This window comes from Commensalibacter communis (genome assembly GCF_947179105.1).
GTDB lineage: Bacteria > Pseudomonadota > Alphaproteobacteria > Acetobacterales > Acetobacteraceae > Commensalibacter > Commensalibacter communis.
Map to the genome: position 1 here is coordinate 397,952 of NZ_CAMXCK010000001.1, position 19,042 is coordinate 416,993.

The window sequence follows — 19,042 nt, forward strand, 5'->3', positions numbered from 1 at the left end:
GAGAGTATCAAATGCCATTACCAATGGATAAGAAAGATGTTGTTGTTATTGGCGGTGGTCCCGCTGGTTTAGGGGCAGCATTATCCTTAGAGGCATTGGGATTACAGGTTACTGTAATTGATCCAGCACCGTTACATGCTTTAGAAAACCCGTCATTTGATGGGCGTGAAATTGCGTTGACCCATCACACGGTTGCGTTAATGCAATCAATGGGGGTGTGGGATCGTATTCGACCCGAAGATATTTCTGTGATACAAGAAGCACGCGTTGAAAATGGTGATGAAAATGACCCTTTAACCTTTGATACCAAAGGCAAAAATGAAGAGGCGTTAGGATATTTAGTTCCAAATTGTGCTATTCGTAAATCTTTGTTTGAAGAAGCACATAGCCGCGAAGGAATTACCATTTTACCTGAACAATCTTGTGAAGATCTGGCTTGTTTTGTTGATTATGTAACGGTTCAAATTAAAGGCGAGAAATTTACTGCAAAATTAGCTGTGCTTGCCGATGGACGTTTCTCTAAAACCAGAGATCGTCTTGGCATCGGGTATCATTTACATGATTTTCATCGTCATATGATGGTAACTCGTTTAGAGCACGAATTACCGCATCATGGGATTGCATTGCAGTGGTTTGATAAAGGTCAGACGATTGCGTTACTGCCATTGAACGGTAATATGTCATCGATTGTTTTATCGTTACCTCCTGATGAAATGAACAAGGTTCGGTCATTAGACCAAGATGCCTTTACCGCCGATATTAGCCAACGACTACAAAATCGCTTAGGCAAAGTTAAGTCTGTTTCCTCACGTCATGTATATCCATTAAAAACAGTCTTTTCGAACCGATTTGAAACTCGCCATACGGCACTCGTTGGAGATACTGCGATTGGAATGCATCCAATTACAGCACATGGATTTAACTTTGCAATGACCGCGCAAGAGATTTTAGCACAAGAAGTTGAAGCAGGAATCGAACGTGGTGAAGAAATTGGTGCGGCAAAACAACTACGTCGTTATGAGCGCCGTTTAAGACAAAAAACTTTCGCAATGTTCACAATTACCAATACGATTGCAACTTTATATACTCGTGAAGAAAAAGGGTTGTGGATGTTAAGACAAGCTGGAATGCGTGCTGCTAATTTATTAAAACCTCTAAAAGATAAAGTTGTGGATCAATTGATTGATAAGAAAAGGCGGTTATCTTCATCGTCAATAGATACGAAATAGTGCTTAATTCAGGAATGATTAATTGCTTGAACGGTTTGATTTGTGATGAAATATAGTTTCAGATGCGCTCTATTTATTGTTATAGCATCGATATATACATTAGCATCAGTTGAAATCGTTCATTCAATTGATCAAATATCCTTTGAGATTCATTCTGTGGGTGGCATATCCAATTTTACAAAAGTAATGAACGGGGATACACTACCCAATGAGTTTAGTAGCGATTTTTGGTCAATACAGACAGCTTTGAAGCCTAGCGATATAATCAATATTATTGCCCCGCAATATAAAAATGATAAATGGAGTCTGGTGGGGATGAAAGCATGGCCAGGGCAGAAAGATCGTTATATTGTTGTGGCTTGTTCTACCAAAATAAAAAAAGACATATTGGACAAAGACCAACAAAATAGTTGTTCGTATGAAGTCGATCCAAGAGATAAAATTGTTGTAGCGGTTCTTGATTATGATGGTTCTGGAATGCCAACACTAGCTGCTGAACCCTATATTGAAACAGTTATTCGCGATGAATACGGCAGAGTAGGTGGTGATGAGAACGGCGACGCGCTTGAAAAAAGTGCATTTAGTTTAAAAAATGATAACAATGAGATGGTTGTAGCACAGTTGCAGCGTTTGGATTTTGCGCATTATCAATTGAATCCGCAAATTTTAGCCTTTGGTATTCGCTATGGTGCTCATGTCGGTTACTCTGAAAATGGTGTTTTTAATCAGTCGATAACTTTGTTTGCTATTATGCAAGGAAAACTACGCCCTGTCTTTAAAACCAATATGTATTATTTTGCCGATAATAAAGGTGAATGGCATGATGATGGAACTGGAGGTCATAATATTATCGAAAAAGAGTATGTTTTATCTCTTTTACCCAATCAAACAAATGGGTTTTACGATATCAAGCACACACAAAAAGGAGTTAAAGATAATAAAAGCAAAATCTATCGATGGAGCAATCACAACTTACAGTATCAATAGTTTGCTTTCATTAACCTTTTATAATTCTGCTTTTCGTCTTTGTTGACGTAATACAGATTCAATCCAGTCATTCAGTTCCCGAGTAGTCTTCTCTGCGGTTTCTAAATCGGGATATATTTTAGGAAAACGCAAAGATAACCAACGCCACGCAACAAGACGTTTATGGCGCTTTTCTGCACGTTCTAACTCTTGACGTGATGCATTGCTTGGATGAGGGAGTTTTCCAGTGCTGGGTGCAGAAATTTCTTTACCAGCGGCATGATCGGCTGCCCAACGCGTCAAGCGTTGAATGCCATTGTCACGATCGTCAACAGGACAGACCGAATACGTCCAGCGATCTTTTAATTCTAATCCTTGCACACCTTCTAATGCTGAAGCAATTGCAAAAGTTTCTTCCATTGGGGCGAGGCGATAATTCGGATCATCAGGACGTAATACGGCACGCTTCAATCGTGTTAAAACACCAAACAAACTGTCAGAGTTAATCTCGTTGGCAATAAGCTGAACAATATCACTATCAGGTTGCACCAAAGGACGTAAGTCCTTAAGGATTTCAGGCGGTGCTTCTAATTGACGGCGAATGAAATCGGGATCACCAGCACCTGCGAGTAAACCAACGGTTCCTGTTTCATGCTTTCCATAACGTCCTGCACGACCCCCAATTTGCTTGACTTCTTGAGACGTAAGGGGACGTCTGCTGGTTCCATCAAATTTATAAATGGTGCTGAAAATCACCCGTTTGATTGACAGGTTCAATCCCATACCAATCGCATCAGTAGCAATCAGGATTTCAGCTTCACCATCATTAAAGCGTTTAGCTTCGGCACGTCGAACCTCTGGACTTAATGCGCCGTAAATGACAGCAACTCGATGCCCTTTTTGCATAAGAATTGCACGTAAATCCAAGACTTCACGCCTGGAAAATGCAATTAACGCATCACCAGCGTGAAGCTGGTTTAGTCGAATAGGGGCAGAAGCTGTTTGTAAAGCACTTTTACGCTCCAGAGAGATTTCTTCCCAAGGGTCATCACAGAGTCGGGCTATATTTTTAACAATCGGAATACATTCAGGCGATCCCAGAACAAAAACTTGTCGTGCTGGCACACCCATAATCGCAGCCGTCCAAGCAGCCCCTCGATCTTGGTCGGTCAGCATTTGTGCTTCGTCGATAAGTGCAACATCGACAGGATTATCCATTGGACACATCTCAACTGTCGCAGCTAAAAACTTGCTATGAGGAATAAGTTGGCGTTCTTCTCCCGTTTTGAGGGATGCGCCGATGTCTCTTTCTGCCAAGGCTTCTTTGAATTCGTGCGCTAATAAACGTAAAGGAGCCAAAGCAATTCCGCTTTCGCTCTCTGCCATCGTTTTTAAAGCAGTGTAAGATTTTCCACTGTTCGTGGGGCCAGTAACAATAGTAATACGGCGTTTTAAACTGCGTGCTGTGACAAAGTGACCTGCATAACGATCCATCGCTGCAACACTGGCAAGGACTTTATTTTTGATATTCAGATCACCCAAATTGATAAAAGCGTTCTTTTTCCCTTTGGTTGGTGTATCATTGCGCCAGTTGGAGATTTGAGGGCGTAACGCTTTAATTTCTTTGGGATCAAAACGCCAAATATCTTTGCCATGTTTTTTTATTTTTTGGGCAACTGGAATTTTATTTTCAGCAATCCAGCGTAAGACTTCTTTATGAGAACAATGTAGCAAAGCAGGGATTTCTTTAAAAGAAACAAGGCTGTCTTCCCATTCTCTTTGCTTTTTAATTTCGTCTTTTTTACGATCACGAGCCTTTTGATGAATTTCTTGATCTTTTTGCTGCTGCTTTTGCTCTTGATAGACAATATCTTCGATGAAATGTTCGGTAGCATCAGGGTCTAATTGAAAAGCCAATGCAATATCTTGTGCCATTAAGCGCAGCGATTTGCTACCAATAATGGGTTTGCCACTATCAAGCAAATCCGTGTAAAGGGTTTGAAACGAGTCATTAGCGTTTTTACCGTTTTGACGTAGCCGTGTATGAAGGGCTTGTTCTAACGCATTATGTAAAGATTCTTCGTTGGGGTCTGGATCATGAATGAAAGAGACTGCCCAAGCAATATCTTCGGATTGAATCCAATGTTTATTCTCTTTTTGAACTTGTTTATTTAGATGTTTTGCCCATTCTTTTCTGCGAATAATGCAAAGTAATTTGTTAAAAGTTGCCGTTGAGATTTCGGTTTGCTCTGGTTGTAAATTACGAGCAATTAATTTTAATAACCGAGGTTCTTCTTGAGCACTTAGGGTAATAGGGCTTTGTTGTAATGCTTTTTGTAAGGCAAGTTCAGCAGGAGATAAATTCATGAATTTCCAAAAAATAAAGGATATGTCCAAAAGTAAAAAGAGAATAAAATCAAAGAAGTTATTGAAAGTGCAAACGGATTTCGAATATAACTAAGAATGATTATAATCTATTGATTTTTATTTTGTCACTTTAAATAGCTTTGAGGCATGATATTAGCTATTATTTAACGAAAAGAGTAGTGATAATTTTTTAAAGTTAAAAAAACTTATAAATACTCTTTGAAATCTGTTCAATTTTGGATAGGAATGGGTTAAAGTACATTCGAAATGTGAATAATTTTTATTTACGCAATAATTTAGGTTAATTTAGTAGGAGCCTCTTTATAATGTCTGAACCAATCGTTATTGATAGTTCTTTTCGTCTGACAGACCCAACCAAAGAATATAGCCATTTAAATGCAGAAAAAGTGTTGACGGTTCATCATTGGACTGATCGTTTATTTTCATTTACTTGTACTCGCACATCCAGCCTGCGCTTTGAGAACGGTCAATTTTGTATGATTGGGATCGAAGTTGACGGTAAGCCTTTGTTGCGTGCGTACAGCGTCGCTAGTGCAAATTATGAAGAAGAGTTAGAATTCTTATCTATCAAGGTTCCAGATGGTCCATTAACCTCTCGTCTATGCCATATGCAAGTTGGCGATACGGTTTTAATTGGGCGTAAACCAACGGGGACATTGGTGCTATCTAATTTAAAGCCAGGTCGTAACTTGTACTTCTTCTCCACCGGAACTGGGCTTGCACCTTTTATGAGTCTGATTCGTGATCCTGAAGTCTATGAAAATTTTGATCATGTGATTTTAACACATGGCGTTCGTACTGTGGGTGAATTGGCATATCGTGATTATATTACCAAAGAACTTCCAAATCATGAATTCCTTGGTGAAGATATTGCTAAAAAGTTGATTTATTATCCAACGGTTACGCGTGAAGATTTTCCTGTTCGTGATCGTATTACAACTTTGGTGAATAATGAGAAATTGTTCTCTGACATTAACTTACCTGTGATGGATCCAGAATTGGATAGAGCCATGATTTGTGGTTCACCAGAAATGTTGGTTGAAATCAAAGCTATTCTTGAAAATCGTGGCTTTACGGAAGGGAACGGGAATTCTCCTGGTTCTTTCGTTATTGAAAAAGCATTTGCGGAGCAATAATTAATGACATATGACTTTGACCTTATCGTAATCGGAGCAGGTTCTGGTGGCGTTCGTTGCGCACGAATTGCTGCTGGACATGGCGCGAAAGTTGCCATTATTGAAAAACAACATTGGGGTGGAACCTGTGTAAATATTGGTTGTGTTCCTAAGAAGTTAATGATGTTTGCCAGCACCTTTGGCGATTTGGTCGAAGATAGTCATGGATATGGCTGGGATACGAAAAAAGGTCAGCATCATTGGCAACAGTTGATTGAAGCAAAAGATAAGGAAATTAATCGTTTAAACGGTATTTACGTATCAATGCTTCAAAAAGCTGGTGTGACGATCTTTAGAGGCGCAGCCTCTTTTAAAGATGCACATACGATTAATATCGCACAAAGCGTTTTATCTGAAGATAATGCTCAAGGTAAATTAAATATTACCGCAAAGCATATTGTGATTGCGACCGGTTCATCACCAAGTCTTTTAGATATTGAAGGCAAAGAACACGCAATCGTTTCTGACCAAGCTTTTTATTTAAAAGAACGCCCTCAGAGAGTATCGATTGTAGGTTCCGGATATATTGGGATTGAATTTGCTGGTATTTTCGCAGGTTTGGGATCTCAAGTAGATTTAGTTTATCGACAATCGGTTCCCTTGCGTGGGTTCGATCAAGATATGCGTGAAGCGTTATATGATGCTATTGATGCACGCTCTAATATTACGCAACATACTAGGGTATCACCTGTTAAAGTTGTTAAAAATGATGATGCTTACCAGCTTCATTTAGATAATGACGAAGTGATTACAACGGATTGCGTATTTTTTGCAACGGGTCGCCATCCTAATATCGAAGGGCTGGAGTTAGATCTGGCTGGGGTAGGCGTGACTAAGAAAAAACAAATTATCGTTAATGATGATTTTGTCACTTCTACTCCTAATATTTACGCTATTGGCGATGTGATCGATAAGATTAATTTAACACCTGTTGCTATTGCTCAGGGACATGCGCTAGCAGATCGTCTATTCGCAGGAAAAACTCGTAAGAGTGCTTATGATGCAACGCCTAAAGCAGTTTTCTTTTATCCGCCTTTGGCAAGTGTTGGATTGTCAGAAGAAGAGGCAGCTGAAAAAGGTGAAGTGGAGATTTACATTTCACAATTCACATCAATGAAGTATGCATTTACCCAGCGTAAAGTTAAAACTTATATCAAGATGATTGTTGATAAAGCCTCACAACATGTTGTTGGATTGCATATGCTTGGTGATGATGCCCCTGAAATTATGCAAGGGTTTGCGGTCGCCATTGCTTCGGGTTTAACGAAAAGTGATTTCGATCAAACGATTGGTATTCATCCATCTTCAGCTGAAGAGCTTGTTACGTTAAGACAAGTAACAAGAACCAGCCAAAAACAATAATACTATAATTATCTTGGGGTTAACCAACCATTGCCAGTTGAGTCCCCAAGTTTACCGCTGCCCATTGGGCCACTTTCCCTGTAAGCAGTTCCGTAACGTGAGAGATTAGCCCCACTGACAGGATCTTTTCCTTCTTTTAACGCCTGCTGGTGCTCTGGATCAGGACCTTTGGTCATATCCATCGAGGGCGCATAAGTATAACCAGGAGGTGGGGCTCTACGACCACGAACGGTAATATGTTCGCCATTACCAGAGTTATTATTTCCAGAGGTTGAGGACTGTGCATTCGTGGACTGTCCTGAAAGACCTGGTAATGTGGCACTGTTAGAGTTCACATTCATCTCTTGTGCATAACTGTTTGTTATGAGTAAAGGCGTGATTAAGAATAGCCCGTATAAGCTATGTTTCAGCCAGTGCATTTTAATATCCTTTTACTTCTTTGAGCGGTAAGAATTGCATATTCTATAATAAATACAATTCATTTTATATAAAACTGATAAGAAAATATAGGTTCAAAATGATTTATTTGTGGCAAGTTCATTAAATCTGATCAAACAGAATAAATAAAATTCATTGTTTTATTAAAGAATAAATGGGTTTATTGTCCAAAATTGAGTTGATGACAGTTCATATGATATTATTGATTCTAGGAATTGAGAGGCAAGCTATTATTTTTATAGATTTTTGCTTAATCTAAAATAGTATTGTTTTTTAGAGGGTAACTGTGATGGATCTTCAAGCAATTAATCCGATTGTTTATAATGCTTGGTTACAAAGAAAAAACGGAGGGTCACGTTATTATACGCCAAGTACAATTGAGCAATTACAGCAAATTGAAGATAGGGTCGGCTGTCATTTGCCTGCGGATTTTACTGAATTTATGCTTAAGTATTCATGTGTTGCACCGACACCGAAAAATAAATGTTCATGCTTTAAAGTGGACTACGTCACAGGTGCTAAACTTGGGATGATTTGGGGTTTAGTAGATTGTGCAAAATCAATTATAGACGCTACGGCATTTTATCATGAAACCTCTCCATATAATGATGAAATTGGCCCTAGATTACCAAAATCTTTGTTACCTTTGACCAGAAGTGAAGAGGCTGCTTTATTGATTGATTTGCGACCAGAAAGTTTTGGCAATATCCTTTATCATCCTGATTTGACTTATTATACGTTTGGCACGGATCTTAATGATTGGTGGAGAGTGGGCTACGTTGCACCAACTTTTACAGATATGCTTAAAGAGTTAAATACTGAAGAAGTCATTTGCCAACGTTATAACTTGCAACTTGGGAACTATGACTAGATTTACTTTGCATATTGACAGTAGGAACGACAAGCTGAAGTTTTATCTGTGATTTACTCTTCTTGCTAAATAATCTCCAACCCATTGAATGGCAGAAATCATAATGACCAATAATATAGTAACAATTAAAGTAATATCATTTCTATAATCTTGATATCCGTATTTAATAGCATATCGTCCCAATCCGCCTGCACCAATCGTTCCAGCCATTGCTGAAATGCCAATAACAAGAATAATGGTAACCGTAAAGCCAGAAATTAATCCAGGTAAAGCTTCGGGTAAAAGAACTTCTCTGATAATGGTTAATCGGCTGCCACCCATTGCTTTGACGGCTTCTATCAATCCTTGATCGACTTCTTTTAAAGAAACCTCAGCAATGCGGGTAAAGTAAGGAATGGTTGCAATGGATAAAGGAATAATAGCGGCTTCTGTTCCAATAGACGTTCCTATGATAAATCGTGTCACAGGGATTAAAGCGACTAATAGAATGATAAAGGGAATAGAGCGAAATATATTGATGATAATACTGACAATTTTATTAGAAATAGGGGCAGGGCGTAACCCGTCAGGTGCAGTAATGACTAAGAATAAAGCAATCGGTAGTCCACCAATCAATGTTAAAAAGCTACAAGCAGCAGTCATTTCTGCTGTATCTGCAATGGCTTGATAGAGTTGCGTTAACAGGTAGGGTGAGAGATGAAGTGTGTTTGCAATAAAAGCGTTCATTTGATCTAAACTAGAGGTTAACATATCCAATTCTTTCAACTGTTTCTACACCCATTGATGCCAAAGCATGAATTGTTTTGTCGCAATCTTTTGCAGGAACAGCCAGGAATGACGTGCCGATAGGGGTTTCCCTGATATGAGAGATACTTCCTTCTAACAAAGAAGCAGAAATAGAAAAATCTTTTTGTAAGTCAGCAATGAGCGGTTTTCTGACGACATTGCCAAACATAATGACATGCAAAATCGCATAATCATTAGGTGCAGGTTCATCATGTAATAGGTTCGTAATGCTGGCTGGTAAAGAAGGTTGTTCTTCGGTTAATAATTGTTTTGTTGTCTCTGTCTTAGGATGAGAAAATATATGAGCAACAGCACCTTCTTCAATAATCTGTCCTTTTTGGAGGACAATAACACGATCTGCCAATAAGCGAATAACACTCATCTCATGCGTAATCAAAACGATTGTGAGCTTTAGCTCTTTGTTGATTTGCAATAATAATTCAATAATTGAACGGGTGGTTTCTGGATCAAGGGCAGAGGTTGCTTCGTCGCAAAGCAGTAATGCAGGATCGGCGGCTAATGCTCTTGCTATACCTACACGTTGTTTTTGCCCGCCTGAAAGCTGTGCAGGATAATTATTGGCTTTATCAGGCAATCCAACTAAATTAAGTAACTCTTGTGCTTTTTGATATCGTTTTGCTTTTGGCATACCAGATATTTTAAGAGGTAAAGCAACATTTTTTAAAACGGTTTTATTACTGATTAAGTTAAAGTGTTGAAAGACAAGCCCAATTTTCTGACGCAAAGGTAGTAATTCTTTACGAGGCAAATTAGCAATATCTTTCCCTTCAATTTTGACCTTACCCGTATCAGGTTGCTCTAATCCAGCCAAACAACGTAAAAGGGTTGTTTTTCCAGCGCCAGAATGTCCGATAATTCCTAATATTTCACCTTTTTTTACAGAGAAAGAAAGGTGAGACAAAGCAATATGATTGTCGAAATTTCGGCAAACATCATCAAATTCAACGACAGGAATATCAGGGGTGTTTTCAGAAGGTAAGGTCATTTTTTAAAAATATATAGTAAAGAAAAGGTTTATTGCCAAGCAGGTAGGATTGCCCCATGATATTTATCTTCCATAGCTTTTTTAACAGCATCAGATTGGAAGCTTTCAACCAGTTTTTTAATTTCTGGGCGGTTCTCATCACCTTTTCTGACCACGATGATATTTGCGTATGGATTATTCAAACGATCTTCTTGTAGAAGGACTGACTTAGGATCAATCTTGGCAGAAATCACGTAATTGGTGTTAATCGATGCCATACTGACATCATCCAAAGAACGGGCAAGTTGAGCTGCGTCAAGTTCAACAAAATCATAATGATGAGGATTTTCTGTAATATCAGCTAAACTCGGTAAAGCAGGGGCGCCTTTTTTAAGTGTAATAAGCCCTTGTTTTGCAAGTAGATTTAAAGCACGACCTTGATTGGATGGATCATTTTGGATGCCAATTTTTGCTCCATCAGGTAGCTCTTTTAAAGACTTAATTTTATGAGAGTAAAATCCTAAAGGTTCAACCCAAGTTTTACCAACAACAGCAAGCTTATATCCACGTGCTTTGACCTGTGCATCCATAAAAGGAATATGCTGGAACGCATTCGCATCAATATCTTTGCCCACTAATGCTTCGTTAGGGAGGTTGTAATCGTCAAAATCAATAAGTTGGACATTAAGATTTTTTGTTTTTGCAACATTTTTTGCAACAACGGCTAGATCTTCTTCTGGGCCGGATACAACACCGACTTTGATCGTTTTGTCTTGTGAATCAGCAGCTCTGGTTTGAAGTGCTGTAAACGAGCAAAGTGCAAAAGCAACAGAACCAGCAAGAATAACTCGACGAGATAAAGAAGAAAACATAAGCAAAGCCCCTTGTGATGCAAGTGAAAATGACCAGTTTATTTATAAAATTGAATTTATATCTATAGTAAAATTTTAAAAAAACAATAGTTAAACTACAACTTATAAAGATAATATCTTTTTTAAGGTGAAATAAAAAACGATTATTTTAAGGTAATTTAATATTTTACTATAGGAAAAATCTAAAAATACGATACAATAATTAAGCCTTATATGTATGAAACTTCTTATTCTAATTCGTGATATAACGTATTATTTAAATTTTGTAACTTTTGATAATTGATTAGGATATACCCGATGAGCGAACCTTCTTCGAACTCTGGAACCAAAAATTCATCTTGGAAGTCAGATAGCTGGCGTTCATTTCCAATTAAGCATGTCCCAGAATATCCCGATCAATCTGCTTTGGCTGAAACCGAAGAGAAGCTCAATCGATATCCACCCTTGGTTTTTGCTGGTGAAACACGCCGTTTAAAGCAACAATTGGCATTGGCATCACAAGGGAAAGCCTTTGTGTTACAGGGTGGACCTTGTGCCGAAATATTTGAAGAATTTACAGCAGATATTATTCGTGATGTGTTCCGCGTGATTTTACAAATGGCGGTCGTCCTAACCTACGGAGCAAAAGTGCCTGTGGTTAAAATTGGTCGTATCGCAGGACAATTTGCCAAACCACGTTCATCAGATAATGAAACCAAAGATGGTGTCAGCCACATGTCCTATCGTGGGGACATCATTAACGGTATTGAATTTTCTGAAGCCTCACGAGTGCCAGATCCAAAACGGATGGAGCTTGCTTATTTCCAATCAGCAGGCACATTAAACTTAGTTCGTGCTTTTGCTAATGGGGGGTACGCGAATTTAAATGAAGTACATCGTTGGAATTTAGATTTTGTTCAACGTTCTCCATTAGCAGAACGATATAGTGTATTATCAGAAAAAATTGGTGAGACATTAGCATTTATGAATGCTTGTGGGTTAACAGGTCACAATACACCTCAAATTAATGAAACTGATTTTTATACATCACACGAAGCCTTGTTACTTCCTTATGAACAGTCATTGACCAGAATTGATTCAACTTCTGGTGAATGGTATGATTGTTCTGCGCATTTCTTATGGATTGGCGACAGAACACGTCAACCAGATGGTGCTCATGTTGAATTCTTACGTGGTATTAAAAACCCGATAGGAATCAAAGTCGGGCCTAGTGCTAATATTGAAGATTTATTAAAATTATTGGATATTTTAAACCCTGAGAATGAGCCTGGACGCATCTCTTTAATTGCGCGTATGGGTGCAGGTAAAGTTAAAGAATTGCTTCCTCCTTTTGTAAAAGCAGTTAATGAATCAGGTAAAATTGTGACGTGGTTATGTGATCCAATGCACGGTAATACCATTTCAACAAGTGATGGTGTAAAAACACGTCCATTTGATGCGATTTTATCTGAAGTGATGGGATTTTTTGATGTTATGGCATCGGAAGGTGCAATTCCAGGTGGTGTGCATGTTGAAATGACGGGGGCGAATGTAACCGAATGTATTGGTGGTGCGCATCATTTAACTGAAGCAGACCTAGGGGAACGCTATCATACATTCTGTGATCCTCGTTTAAATGCTGAACAATCTCTTGAAATGGCCTTTTTAGTTGCAGAAGAGCTGGCTCAACGTCGTGTTGCTGCGAATAAAGAAAAATAACCCAAGGTTTTTGAAAGAGCATTATATATGACTGCCAAGGATAATAACGACTTAGGGTCTGTGTTTGACGATTGGGTTTCCGTAAAACAACCAGCCAATGCCGATAGTGTTGCGCTACGAACAGATGCTTATTTTGATAGAACACAGCAGATTGTTCATCACTATGGTGATAAAGAAGTAGTATATGCTGTCTTTTTACGTCGTCCTGTCTTATCTGCCCCAAGGTTAGTGTTACAGTGGTTGGATCAAATCTTTGAACAAGAAAAGATTAAGGCAACCTATTACGTTGCCTTTCCAGAAGGGGAATGGGTTGGGGCTGGTCAACCTATTTTGTATTTAAAAGGTTCTTTTGAACAACTTGTTGTTTTAGAAACCATTTTATTGCAAAAACTGGGTGTCTGTTGTGTTGCTGCGTGTAATGCGTTTCAAATGGCACAAGCATTACCTGAAGTTGACTTTATCGCAATGGGTGCACGTCATTGTGCAGGCTATGAAATGCAGGAACTGGTTGAATATGCGGCTTGGGTTGGAACACAGGCTGCACAGAAAAAGAGTGGTTCTAAAGGATTTATCGGCACGGCGGCTGGAAGCACAGCGACAATGTTTGGGTTGGACGCTGGTATGGGCACAATGCCTCATGCTTTGGTTGGATATGCGGGTTCTACTGTTCGTGCTGCTGAGATGTTTCATGAACAATTTCCGGATCAAATATTGGGTGTATTGGTTGATTATTTTGGCAAAGAGGTCACAGACGGTATCGCTGTCTGCCAACGCTTTCCAGAGCTTGCCGATCAAGGAAAAATTTCTTTGCGTTTAGATACGCACGGTGGACGTTTTTTAGAAGGATTAAATCGACAAACATCTTATTCTTTGATTATGCGTCATGCTCCAGAAACATTGCAACGCTATTGTTCTGAAAAAGAATTAACGCATTTAACGGGGACGGGGGTTTCAGCGGCTGCAATTTGGTGGATGCGTGAGCGCCTGAATGAAGCGGGGTTTAAAAAAGTTAAATTAATTGCCTCTTCTGGTTTTGATGTCACGAAATGCCGTATGATTGCCGAGGCCAAAGCACCAGTAGATTGTATTGGAACTGGCTCTTTTATTCCCAGTCGCTGGAGCGAAACCTATGCGACGGCTGACATTATTGCCTATAATGGTCAGGCGCTTGTCAAACAAGGAAGAGAATTTTTGATTAATTTTGCACGCCAATATGTTCCTGGGTTATAAGTGTTGAAGAATCAAAAAATGTATAGGAGTAGAGTTTTTGGATAGTCAAAACAATGATGAAAATCATGACAAAGGTGAATATAAAGTTCATGTTTTTGATCTTTCCAGTAATGCCGAGGATAAAGTCGTAGAAATCATTGATGGTTTTTATAATGAAGAACATGCGATTGTTTTTGCACATGCCTACGTGCGGGCAAGTGTAGAACGCTGTCGTATTCCTGGCGTGACAAATCAAGAAATCGTTGATGCGTGGTCTGCGTTCGGTGAAGATATAAAAGTCATGAAAAAGGAAGAAATAGTTTGGAATTCTTCTGACGAAATTATGTCTTTTGTTGAAAATGTTGCGACCCCTATGGAATGTGATTGGCGTTCATTAGACCCCCGCCGATTGGTTGAAGAAGACGAATTCCCAGAAGATGACGACGAATAGCCCCCTTGAGTTTTAAGATAATTTAAATAGCGATAAGTTTTAAAGATGAAATTACGTTTTGCCCCAAGTCCTACTGGTTTAATGCATGTAGGAAATGCTCGTTTAGCTGTTGCGAATGCTTTATATGCACGTCGTCATGGCGGTAAGTTTATGTTGCGTATTGATGATACGGATGTTGAACGTTCCAAGGAAGAATATGTTCGTGAAATTCACAAAGCATTAGAATGGTTTGGTTTTTCTTGGGACGAATATATGAAACAATCTGATCGTATGGATCGTTATAATATGGCGATTGAGCGATTGAAAGAATCTGGACATTTATATCCTTGCTTTGAAACCAAAGAAGAGTTGGATTTTAAACGCGAATTGCGTCGTCGTCAAAATAAACCGCCCATTTATGACCGTGCAATGTTAAGATTAACACCAGAACAACGCGCATCAGCTGAGGCAAATGGTAAAGTGCCACATTGGCGTTTCAAACTTTCTGGTCGTGAAGTCAAATGGGATGATTTGGTGATGGGTCAATGTCGGGTTAAATTAACATCGATCTCTGATCCGATTATGATTAAAGCTGATGGAACTGTGTTATATACATTAGCTTCTGTTGTTGATGATTTGGAAACAGATATTACTCATATTATTCGCGGGGAAGATCATGTTACCAACACGGGTGTTCAAATTGATTTAATTGAAGCATTAACAGGTAAACCAAATAAAATTAGATTTGCGCATTTGCCTTTGTTAATGGATGCCGATGGCGGTAAATTATCTAAACGTTTAGGCAGTGTTTCTTTGAAAGAGCTACGTGAAGACGGCTTAGAAGCCAAAGCCATTGTTTCATATTTGGCTCGTTTGGGAACATCCCGTGATCCTCAATTATTAAGCGTTGATGAGTTGGCACAAGATTACGATTTGTCAACTTACTCCAAATCTCCTGCACGGTTTGATATTCAACAAATGTTAATGTTGAATAAGAAATGCTTGCACGGAATGGAATTTGCAGAAGTCAAAGATCGCTTGCCATCTTATATCACAGAAGAATTTTGGAATGTCGTTCGTCCAAATATCGATCTTCTTAGTGAAGCGAGATATTGGTGGGATTTAATTCATGAAGATATGATTCCAGAAGTGGCAGAAGAAGATAAAGACTATTTACAACAGGCCTTAGACTGCTTGCCAGAAGACCCTTGGAGCGAAGAAACTTGGGGAGAATGGACAGCAAAACTGAAAGACATCAGTGGCAGAAAAGGTAAATCTTTATTTCATCCATTGCGGATTGCTTTGACTCGTGAAGAAAAAGGCCCCGAAATGAAAGGGATGTTACCTTTGATTGGTCGTGAACGTGTTGTTCGCCGTTTGCAAGAGGCAGTTTCTCGTTAATATTCATTATATTGAGTTAAGAGCTAAATCATAAAGGGCAGTTTAGGAACTCTAAATAGCCCTTTATGATATTTTAGGGTTTTATAAATTCATGTATTGAGCGAATTGCTTTTTCCAAAGTGGATGCCATCTTGATAAAGCAGGTCGGTTTAAAATAATATCATTGACTGCCCACATCATACGCCGTTTATCGATTTCAGGAGTTACGGCATTATCGGGACAAAGTATATAAAAATCCTCTTGAAATAATCGCTCGATAAAATAATCTACAAGTTGTTTTGCTGTCCAAGGTTCTTCTGGTTTATCGTCAGACGTTGGGTTCATATCGGGAAAATTCATCGGGGTCCAAGTATAACCAGGAATTAATAAATGCGCCGAAACGATACCATTTGTGCTTTTCAGTAATTCGTGTGCCAGTTGCTCTGTTAATAGTTTAATCGCACCTTTGGCAACGGAATAGGCTGCATTTCCTGGGGGAGTGGTAATCCCTTCTTTTGACCCTAAATTAATTATGGCTGCAGGATTGTTGGCTTTAATCATATATGGCACAAAAAGATGTTGAGCATTTAAAACAGCGGTAAAATTCACATCTAACGATTGACGCCATTGTTCAGGGCTATCCCAAGGCCCAGCATTTAGCGTTATGCCTGCATTATTTATAAGCAATGCAACGTCTTTAAATTGCTCTGTGGTTTGGTGATAGAGTTGTTGTAAAATATGGGGATCACTGATGTCTCCACCCATTATGATGGTGTCGGTATTCAGGGTGCGGGCAAGTTTATTTAACTCGTTTAAATCTATATCAATTAAAGAGAGTTTCATTTTATGGGATGCAAGCTTTTGTGCCAATTCTGCGCCAATTCCTTTGGCAGCTCCTGTGATAACAGCAACTCGATCTTTTTGTATGATATGATGCATTCTTGTTGTCATGATGAATATCCTTTATTTTTGATAAGAATTGAAAAGACAAATAATGGTATTCCACAAATCGCGAGGATGGCTCCCACCACACCAATAGATGCCCAGCCAAAACCTGTTGAAATAGCTATTCCTCCAGTCCATGCGCCAATGGCATTAGAAAGGTTAAAAGCAGAATGATTCATGGCAGAGGCTAAGGTTTGTGCTTTTGGGGCAATATCCATTAGTCTTGCTTGCAATGCGGGAACCAAAGCAAAGCCAGTTCCGATTAGGAATAAGCAAATGGCTACCCATAAGGGGGAATGCGCTATGATGGTGAATAAACCGAGGAAAATTGCATTCCAAATTAGCAAACCAAAGATTGTTTTTAATAAAGATTGGTCTGCCAACCAAGAACCAATGATATTTCCGATCACCATTCCTAGTCCCCATAAGGCAAGGAAGAGAGGAACGCGGTGTTCAGGTTGCTGGGTTACATGTATTAAGGTAGGGGTTATATAACTGTAAACAGCAAACATTCCACCAAATCCAATAGCGGCAGTTGCCAGCGTCAGCCATACTTGTCGTGTATTTATGGATGAAATCTCTTGTAACGAAGAAATCGTTTGATCGGCTTTTATTTTTGGAACGGTAAGGGGAAGTAATAAAAGCAATATGATTCCCCCAAGGGATATTAGCCCAAAAGTAGAACGCCACCCCCATAATTGCCCTATCCATGTTACCAAAGGAACCCCGACAAGGTTTGCAGCTGCCAGACCTAACATAACGCGTCCAATGGCTTGGGTGCGTTGATGGTGGGGGACTAAACTTGCGGCTACTAATCCAGCCGTGCCATAATAAGCACCATGAGGTAAACCAGCGATAAATCGAGCGATGGCTTCTAAACCAAAATGGTTGGCAAACGCAGAAGCACCATTGCCAATGAATACTAAAATCGCAAGGAGATAAAGCAAAAATCGTCGCTCCATCCTTGCGCCAAAAATCACCAGTAATGGAGACCCAACAATAACGCCACAAGCATAAATAGAGATTAAATAACCAGCAGTTGGAATGGTGACTTGAAAAGTTTGTGCGATATTGGGTAACAGCCCCATTGCTGCAAATTCGCCTGTGCCAATAAACAACCCACCCAGAGCCAAAACAAAATGAGCCATCCAAATAATGGTTGGATTATTTCCTTGAGATAAAGATGTCGTTTTCATGTTAGATTACTCTGTTTTAATTTAATTAGAAATTTCATATAAATTAAATAGAGCGCGCTTTATGTAAGTAAGGTAACGGATGAACTCTTTGTTTTCAATGAACTAAAATTGCACATAATGTTGATTTTAGATGAACATTAAAATATGATTACGCTATAAAGATTGAGTCAGTGATTGGGTGAAAATTCTATGTCATTATTAACGCGCAGCGATCTTGGTGATCTCAGTCTTTTTCGCGAAATTGCCGAAGCTGGAGGGTTTCGAAAGGCTGCGGATAGACTAGATATGTCACCCTCAGCACTCAGTCGAGCCATGCGTAATTTAGAGGAACGTCAAGGCGTTCGTTTATTTCATCGCACCAATCGCAGTGTTAAACTAACTCCAGCAGGGCAAGAGCTGTTACAATCCATTCATATTGGCCTTGGTGAGATTGAGTCTGGATTAGAGGCGCTTAATCGTTATCGAGATCATCCTGCGGGGCTACTCAGAATTAATGTGTTAAGCGATGCGGCACGTCTTATTTTGGCACCTATCTTAGCCAAATATACCAAAACTTATCCTGATGTCAGGTTGGAAATCGCCGTTCAAGATACCGTTATTGATATTATTAATAATGGGTTTGATGCGGGTATACGATATGGTGATAATGTCCCAGAGGATATGATCGCCCTGAGGCTATGTAATGATTTAAACTGGATTATGGTTGCTTCTCCTGACTATTTAGAATCAGCACCGCCTTTAAAAATCCCTGAGGATTTACATCATCATCAATGTATTGGTACCCGTATGGGAAATGGCAAGATTTATCATTGGGAATTAGAGCAGGGAGAAAAAAGATTTATTCTTTCCGCGGATTGGTCAATTATTGTAAATGAAACGATCCTTTCGATAGAACTTGCCGAAAAAGGCGGTGGGATTTGTTATAATTTAGAGCATCGCGTTGCCAAACAATTAGCTGATGGGTCATTGGTTCGGGTTTTGCCAGAATGGGGATCAATAGGAGAAGCGTTTTACTTATATTACTCAAACCGTCGCCAATTGCCCAAAGCATTACGAGCACTAATAGATTTTATTAAGATATATCCTTTTTATTTGTAATCAAAATATATTAA

Annotated in this window: 17 protein-coding genes; 10 read left to right on the forward strand and 7 right to left on the reverse strand. The window is 39.2% G+C overall.

The features are described 5' to 3' along the window. The first annotated feature begins 11 nt into the window (after positions 1 to 11). Both ubiM and PQG52_RS01870 read left to right on the forward strand, forming a co-directional pair. The gene (gene ubiM, locus PQG52_RS01865) at positions 12 to 1,229 is read left to right on the forward strand and encodes a 5-demethoxyubiquinol-8 5-hydroxylase UbiM (protein WP_271827638.1); all 1,218 of its coding nucleotides are present in this window, start codon (positions 12 to 14) and stop codon (positions 1,227 to 1,229) included. Positions 1,230 to 1,274: 45 nt separating this feature from the next. Beyond that, positions 1,275 to 2,216, forward strand: coding sequence for a hypothetical protein (locus PQG52_RS01870; protein ID WP_271827639.1), 942 nt, complete (start codon positions 1,275 to 1,277; stop codon positions 2,214 to 2,216). 18 nt (positions 2,217 to 2,234) lie between these two features. Here PQG52_RS01870 and PQG52_RS01875 read toward each other — a convergent pair whose 3' ends face one another. Beyond that, entirely contained in the window at positions 2,235 to 4,562 is a 2,328-nt protein-coding gene (locus PQG52_RS01875) for a helicase-related protein (protein ID WP_271827640.1), read from the reverse strand. Positions 4,563 to 4,888: 326 nt separating this feature from the next. Here PQG52_RS01875 and PQG52_RS01880 point away from each other — a divergent pair, with 326 nt between their 5' ends. Next, entirely contained in the window at positions 4,889 to 5,719 is an 831-nt protein-coding gene (locus tag PQG52_RS01880) for a ferredoxin--NADP reductase (RefSeq protein ID WP_271789155.1), read from the forward strand. Positions 5,720 to 5,722: 3 nt separating this feature from the next. Next, entirely contained in the window at positions 5,723 to 7,120 is a 1,398-nt protein-coding gene (gene gorA / locus PQG52_RS01885; protein WP_271789154.1) for a glutathione-disulfide reductase, read from the forward strand. 8 nt (positions 7,121 to 7,128) lie between these two features. Here the strand turns inward: gorA and PQG52_RS01890 are convergent, their stop codons facing one another. Then, complete coding sequence (locus tag PQG52_RS01890; RefSeq protein WP_271789153.1) at positions 7,129 to 7,539, reverse strand: hypothetical protein; 411 nt, start codon at positions 7,537 to 7,539, stop codon at positions 7,129 to 7,131. A gap of 308 nt (positions 7,540 to 7,847) precedes the next feature. On the opposite strand from PQG52_RS01890, the gene PQG52_RS01895 reads away from it, so the two are divergent. Then, complete coding sequence (locus PQG52_RS01895) at positions 7,848 to 8,429, forward strand: SMI1/KNR4 family protein (RefSeq protein ID WP_271789152.1); 582 nt, start codon at positions 7,848 to 7,850, stop codon at positions 8,427 to 8,429. 42 nt (positions 8,430 to 8,471) lie between these two features. Here PQG52_RS01895 and PQG52_RS01900 read toward each other — a convergent pair whose 3' ends face one another. Genes PQG52_RS01900 through PQG52_RS01910 form a run of 3 tightly spaced genes read right to left on the reverse strand, consistent with a single transcriptional unit; the run spans position 8,472 to position 11,072 of the window. Beyond that, complete coding sequence (locus PQG52_RS01900; protein WP_271789151.1) at positions 8,472 to 9,179, reverse strand: methionine ABC transporter permease; 708 nt, start codon at positions 9,177 to 9,179, stop codon at positions 8,472 to 8,474. Beyond that, positions 9,166 to 10,221, reverse strand: coding sequence for a methionine ABC transporter ATP-binding protein (locus PQG52_RS01905; protein ID WP_271827641.1), 1,056 nt, complete (start codon positions 10,219 to 10,221; stop codon positions 9,166 to 9,168). The genes PQG52_RS01900 and PQG52_RS01905 overlap by 14 nt, the downstream gene beginning before the upstream one ends. 29 nt (positions 10,222 to 10,250) lie before the next feature. Continuing rightward, a complete protein-coding gene (locus PQG52_RS01910; RefSeq protein ID WP_271827642.1) occupies positions 10,251 to 11,072 on the reverse strand; it encodes a MetQ/NlpA family ABC transporter substrate-binding protein in 822 nt (273 codons plus the stop codon). Positions 11,073 to 11,369: 297 nt separating this feature from the next. Between PQG52_RS01910 and PQG52_RS01915 the strand changes: the two genes are divergently transcribed. From PQG52_RS01915 to gltX, 4 genes are read left to right on the forward strand one after another with little or no spacing between them, the layout of a single operon-like run. Further along, the gene (locus tag PQG52_RS01915) at positions 11,370 to 12,770 is read left to right on the forward strand and encodes a class II 3-deoxy-7-phosphoheptulonate synthase (RefSeq protein ID WP_271789148.1); all 1,401 of its coding nucleotides are present in this window, start codon (positions 11,370 to 11,372) and stop codon (positions 12,768 to 12,770) included. Between the two features lie 27 nt (positions 12,771 to 12,797). Next, positions 12,798 to 14,000, forward strand: a complete 1,203-nt coding sequence (locus tag PQG52_RS01920; RefSeq protein WP_271827643.1) for a beta/alpha barrel domain-containing protein — start codon at positions 12,798 to 12,800, stop codon at positions 13,998 to 14,000. Between the two features lie 37 nt (positions 14,001 to 14,037). Further along, positions 14,038 to 14,430: a hypothetical protein gene (locus PQG52_RS01925; protein ID WP_271827644.1), complete on the forward strand. Its 393-nt coding sequence runs from the start codon at positions 14,038 to 14,040 to the stop codon at positions 14,428 to 14,430. A gap of 45 nt (positions 14,431 to 14,475) precedes the next feature. Continuing rightward, entirely contained in the window at positions 14,476 to 15,810 is a 1,335-nt protein-coding gene (gene gltX / locus PQG52_RS01930; RefSeq protein WP_271800915.1) for a glutamate--tRNA ligase, read from the forward strand. 81 nt (positions 15,811 to 15,891) lie between these two features. Here the strand turns inward: gltX and PQG52_RS01935 are convergent, their stop codons facing one another. Then, positions 15,892 to 16,740: an SDR family NAD(P)-dependent oxidoreductase gene (locus tag PQG52_RS01935; protein ID WP_271827645.1), complete on the reverse strand. Its 849-nt coding sequence runs from the start codon at positions 16,738 to 16,740 to the stop codon at positions 15,892 to 15,894. Beyond that, the gene (locus PQG52_RS01940) at positions 16,737 to 17,930 is read right to left on the reverse strand and encodes an MFS transporter (protein ID WP_271827646.1); all 1,194 of its coding nucleotides are present in this window, start codon (positions 17,928 to 17,930) and stop codon (positions 16,737 to 16,739) included. Before PQG52_RS01940 ends, PQG52_RS01935 begins: the two co-directional genes overlap by 4 nt. 189 nt (positions 17,931 to 18,119) lie before the next feature. Here PQG52_RS01940 and PQG52_RS01945 point away from each other — a divergent pair, with 189 nt between their 5' ends. Beyond that, complete coding sequence (locus PQG52_RS01945) at positions 18,120 to 19,028, forward strand: LysR family transcriptional regulator (protein WP_271827647.1); 909 nt, start codon at positions 18,120 to 18,122, stop codon at positions 19,026 to 19,028. The last annotated feature ends 14 nt before the right edge of the window (positions 19,029 to 19,042 follow it).

Excerpts from the sequence above, each read along its gene's own strand:
- PQG52_RS01895 (WP_271789152.1), top strand. The coding sequence starts at position 7,848 with ATGGATCTTCAAGCAATTAATCCGATTGTTTATAATGCTTGGTTACAA.
- PQG52_RS01940 (WP_271827646.1), bottom strand. The coding sequence starts at position 17,930 with ATGAAAACGACATCTTTATCTCAAGGAAATAATCCAACCATTATTTGG.
- PQG52_RS01905 (WP_271827641.1), bottom strand. The coding sequence starts at position 10,221 with ATGACCTTACCTTCTGAAAACACCCCTGATATTCCTGTCGTTGAATTT.
- ubiM (WP_271827638.1), top strand. The coding sequence starts at position 12 with ATGCCATTACCAATGGATAAGAAAGATGTTGTTGTTATTGGCGGTGGT.
- PQG52_RS01920 (WP_271827643.1), top strand. The coding sequence starts at position 12,798 with ATGACTGCCAAGGATAATAACGACTTAGGGTCTGTGTTTGACGATTGG.
- PQG52_RS01890 (WP_271789153.1), bottom strand. The coding sequence starts at position 7,539 with ATGCACTGGCTGAAACATAGCTTATACGGGCTATTCTTAATCACGCCT.
- PQG52_RS01935 (WP_271827645.1), bottom strand. The coding sequence starts at position 16,740 with ATGACAACAAGAATGCATCATATCATACAAAAAGATCGAGTTGCTGTT.
- PQG52_RS01915 (WP_271789148.1), top strand. The coding sequence starts at position 11,370 with ATGAGCGAACCTTCTTCGAACTCTGGAACCAAAAATTCATCTTGGAAG.
- PQG52_RS01945 (WP_271827647.1), top strand. The coding sequence starts at position 18,120 with ATGTCATTATTAACGCGCAGCGATCTTGGTGATCTCAGTCTTTTTCGC.
- gltX (WP_271800915.1), top strand. The coding sequence starts at position 14,476 with ATGAAATTACGTTTTGCCCCAAGTCCTACTGGTTTAATGCATGTAGGA.
- PQG52_RS01870 (WP_271827639.1), top strand. The coding sequence starts at position 1,275 with ATGAAATATAGTTTCAGATGCGCTCTATTTATTGTTATAGCATCGATA.
- PQG52_RS01910 (WP_271827642.1), bottom strand. The coding sequence starts at position 11,072 with ATGTTTTCTTCTTTATCTCGTCGAGTTATTCTTGCTGGTTCTGTTGCT.
- PQG52_RS01880 (WP_271789155.1), top strand. The coding sequence starts at position 4,889 with ATGTCTGAACCAATCGTTATTGATAGTTCTTTTCGTCTGACAGACCCA.
- PQG52_RS01900 (WP_271789151.1), bottom strand. The coding sequence starts at position 9,179 with ATGTTAACCTCTAGTTTAGATCAAATGAACGCTTTTATTGCAAACACA.
- PQG52_RS01875 (WP_271827640.1), bottom strand. The coding sequence starts at position 4,562 with ATGAATTTATCTCCTGCTGAACTTGCCTTACAAAAAGCATTACAACAA.
- gorA (WP_271789154.1), top strand. The coding sequence starts at position 5,723 with ATGACATATGACTTTGACCTTATCGTAATCGGAGCAGGTTCTGGTGGC.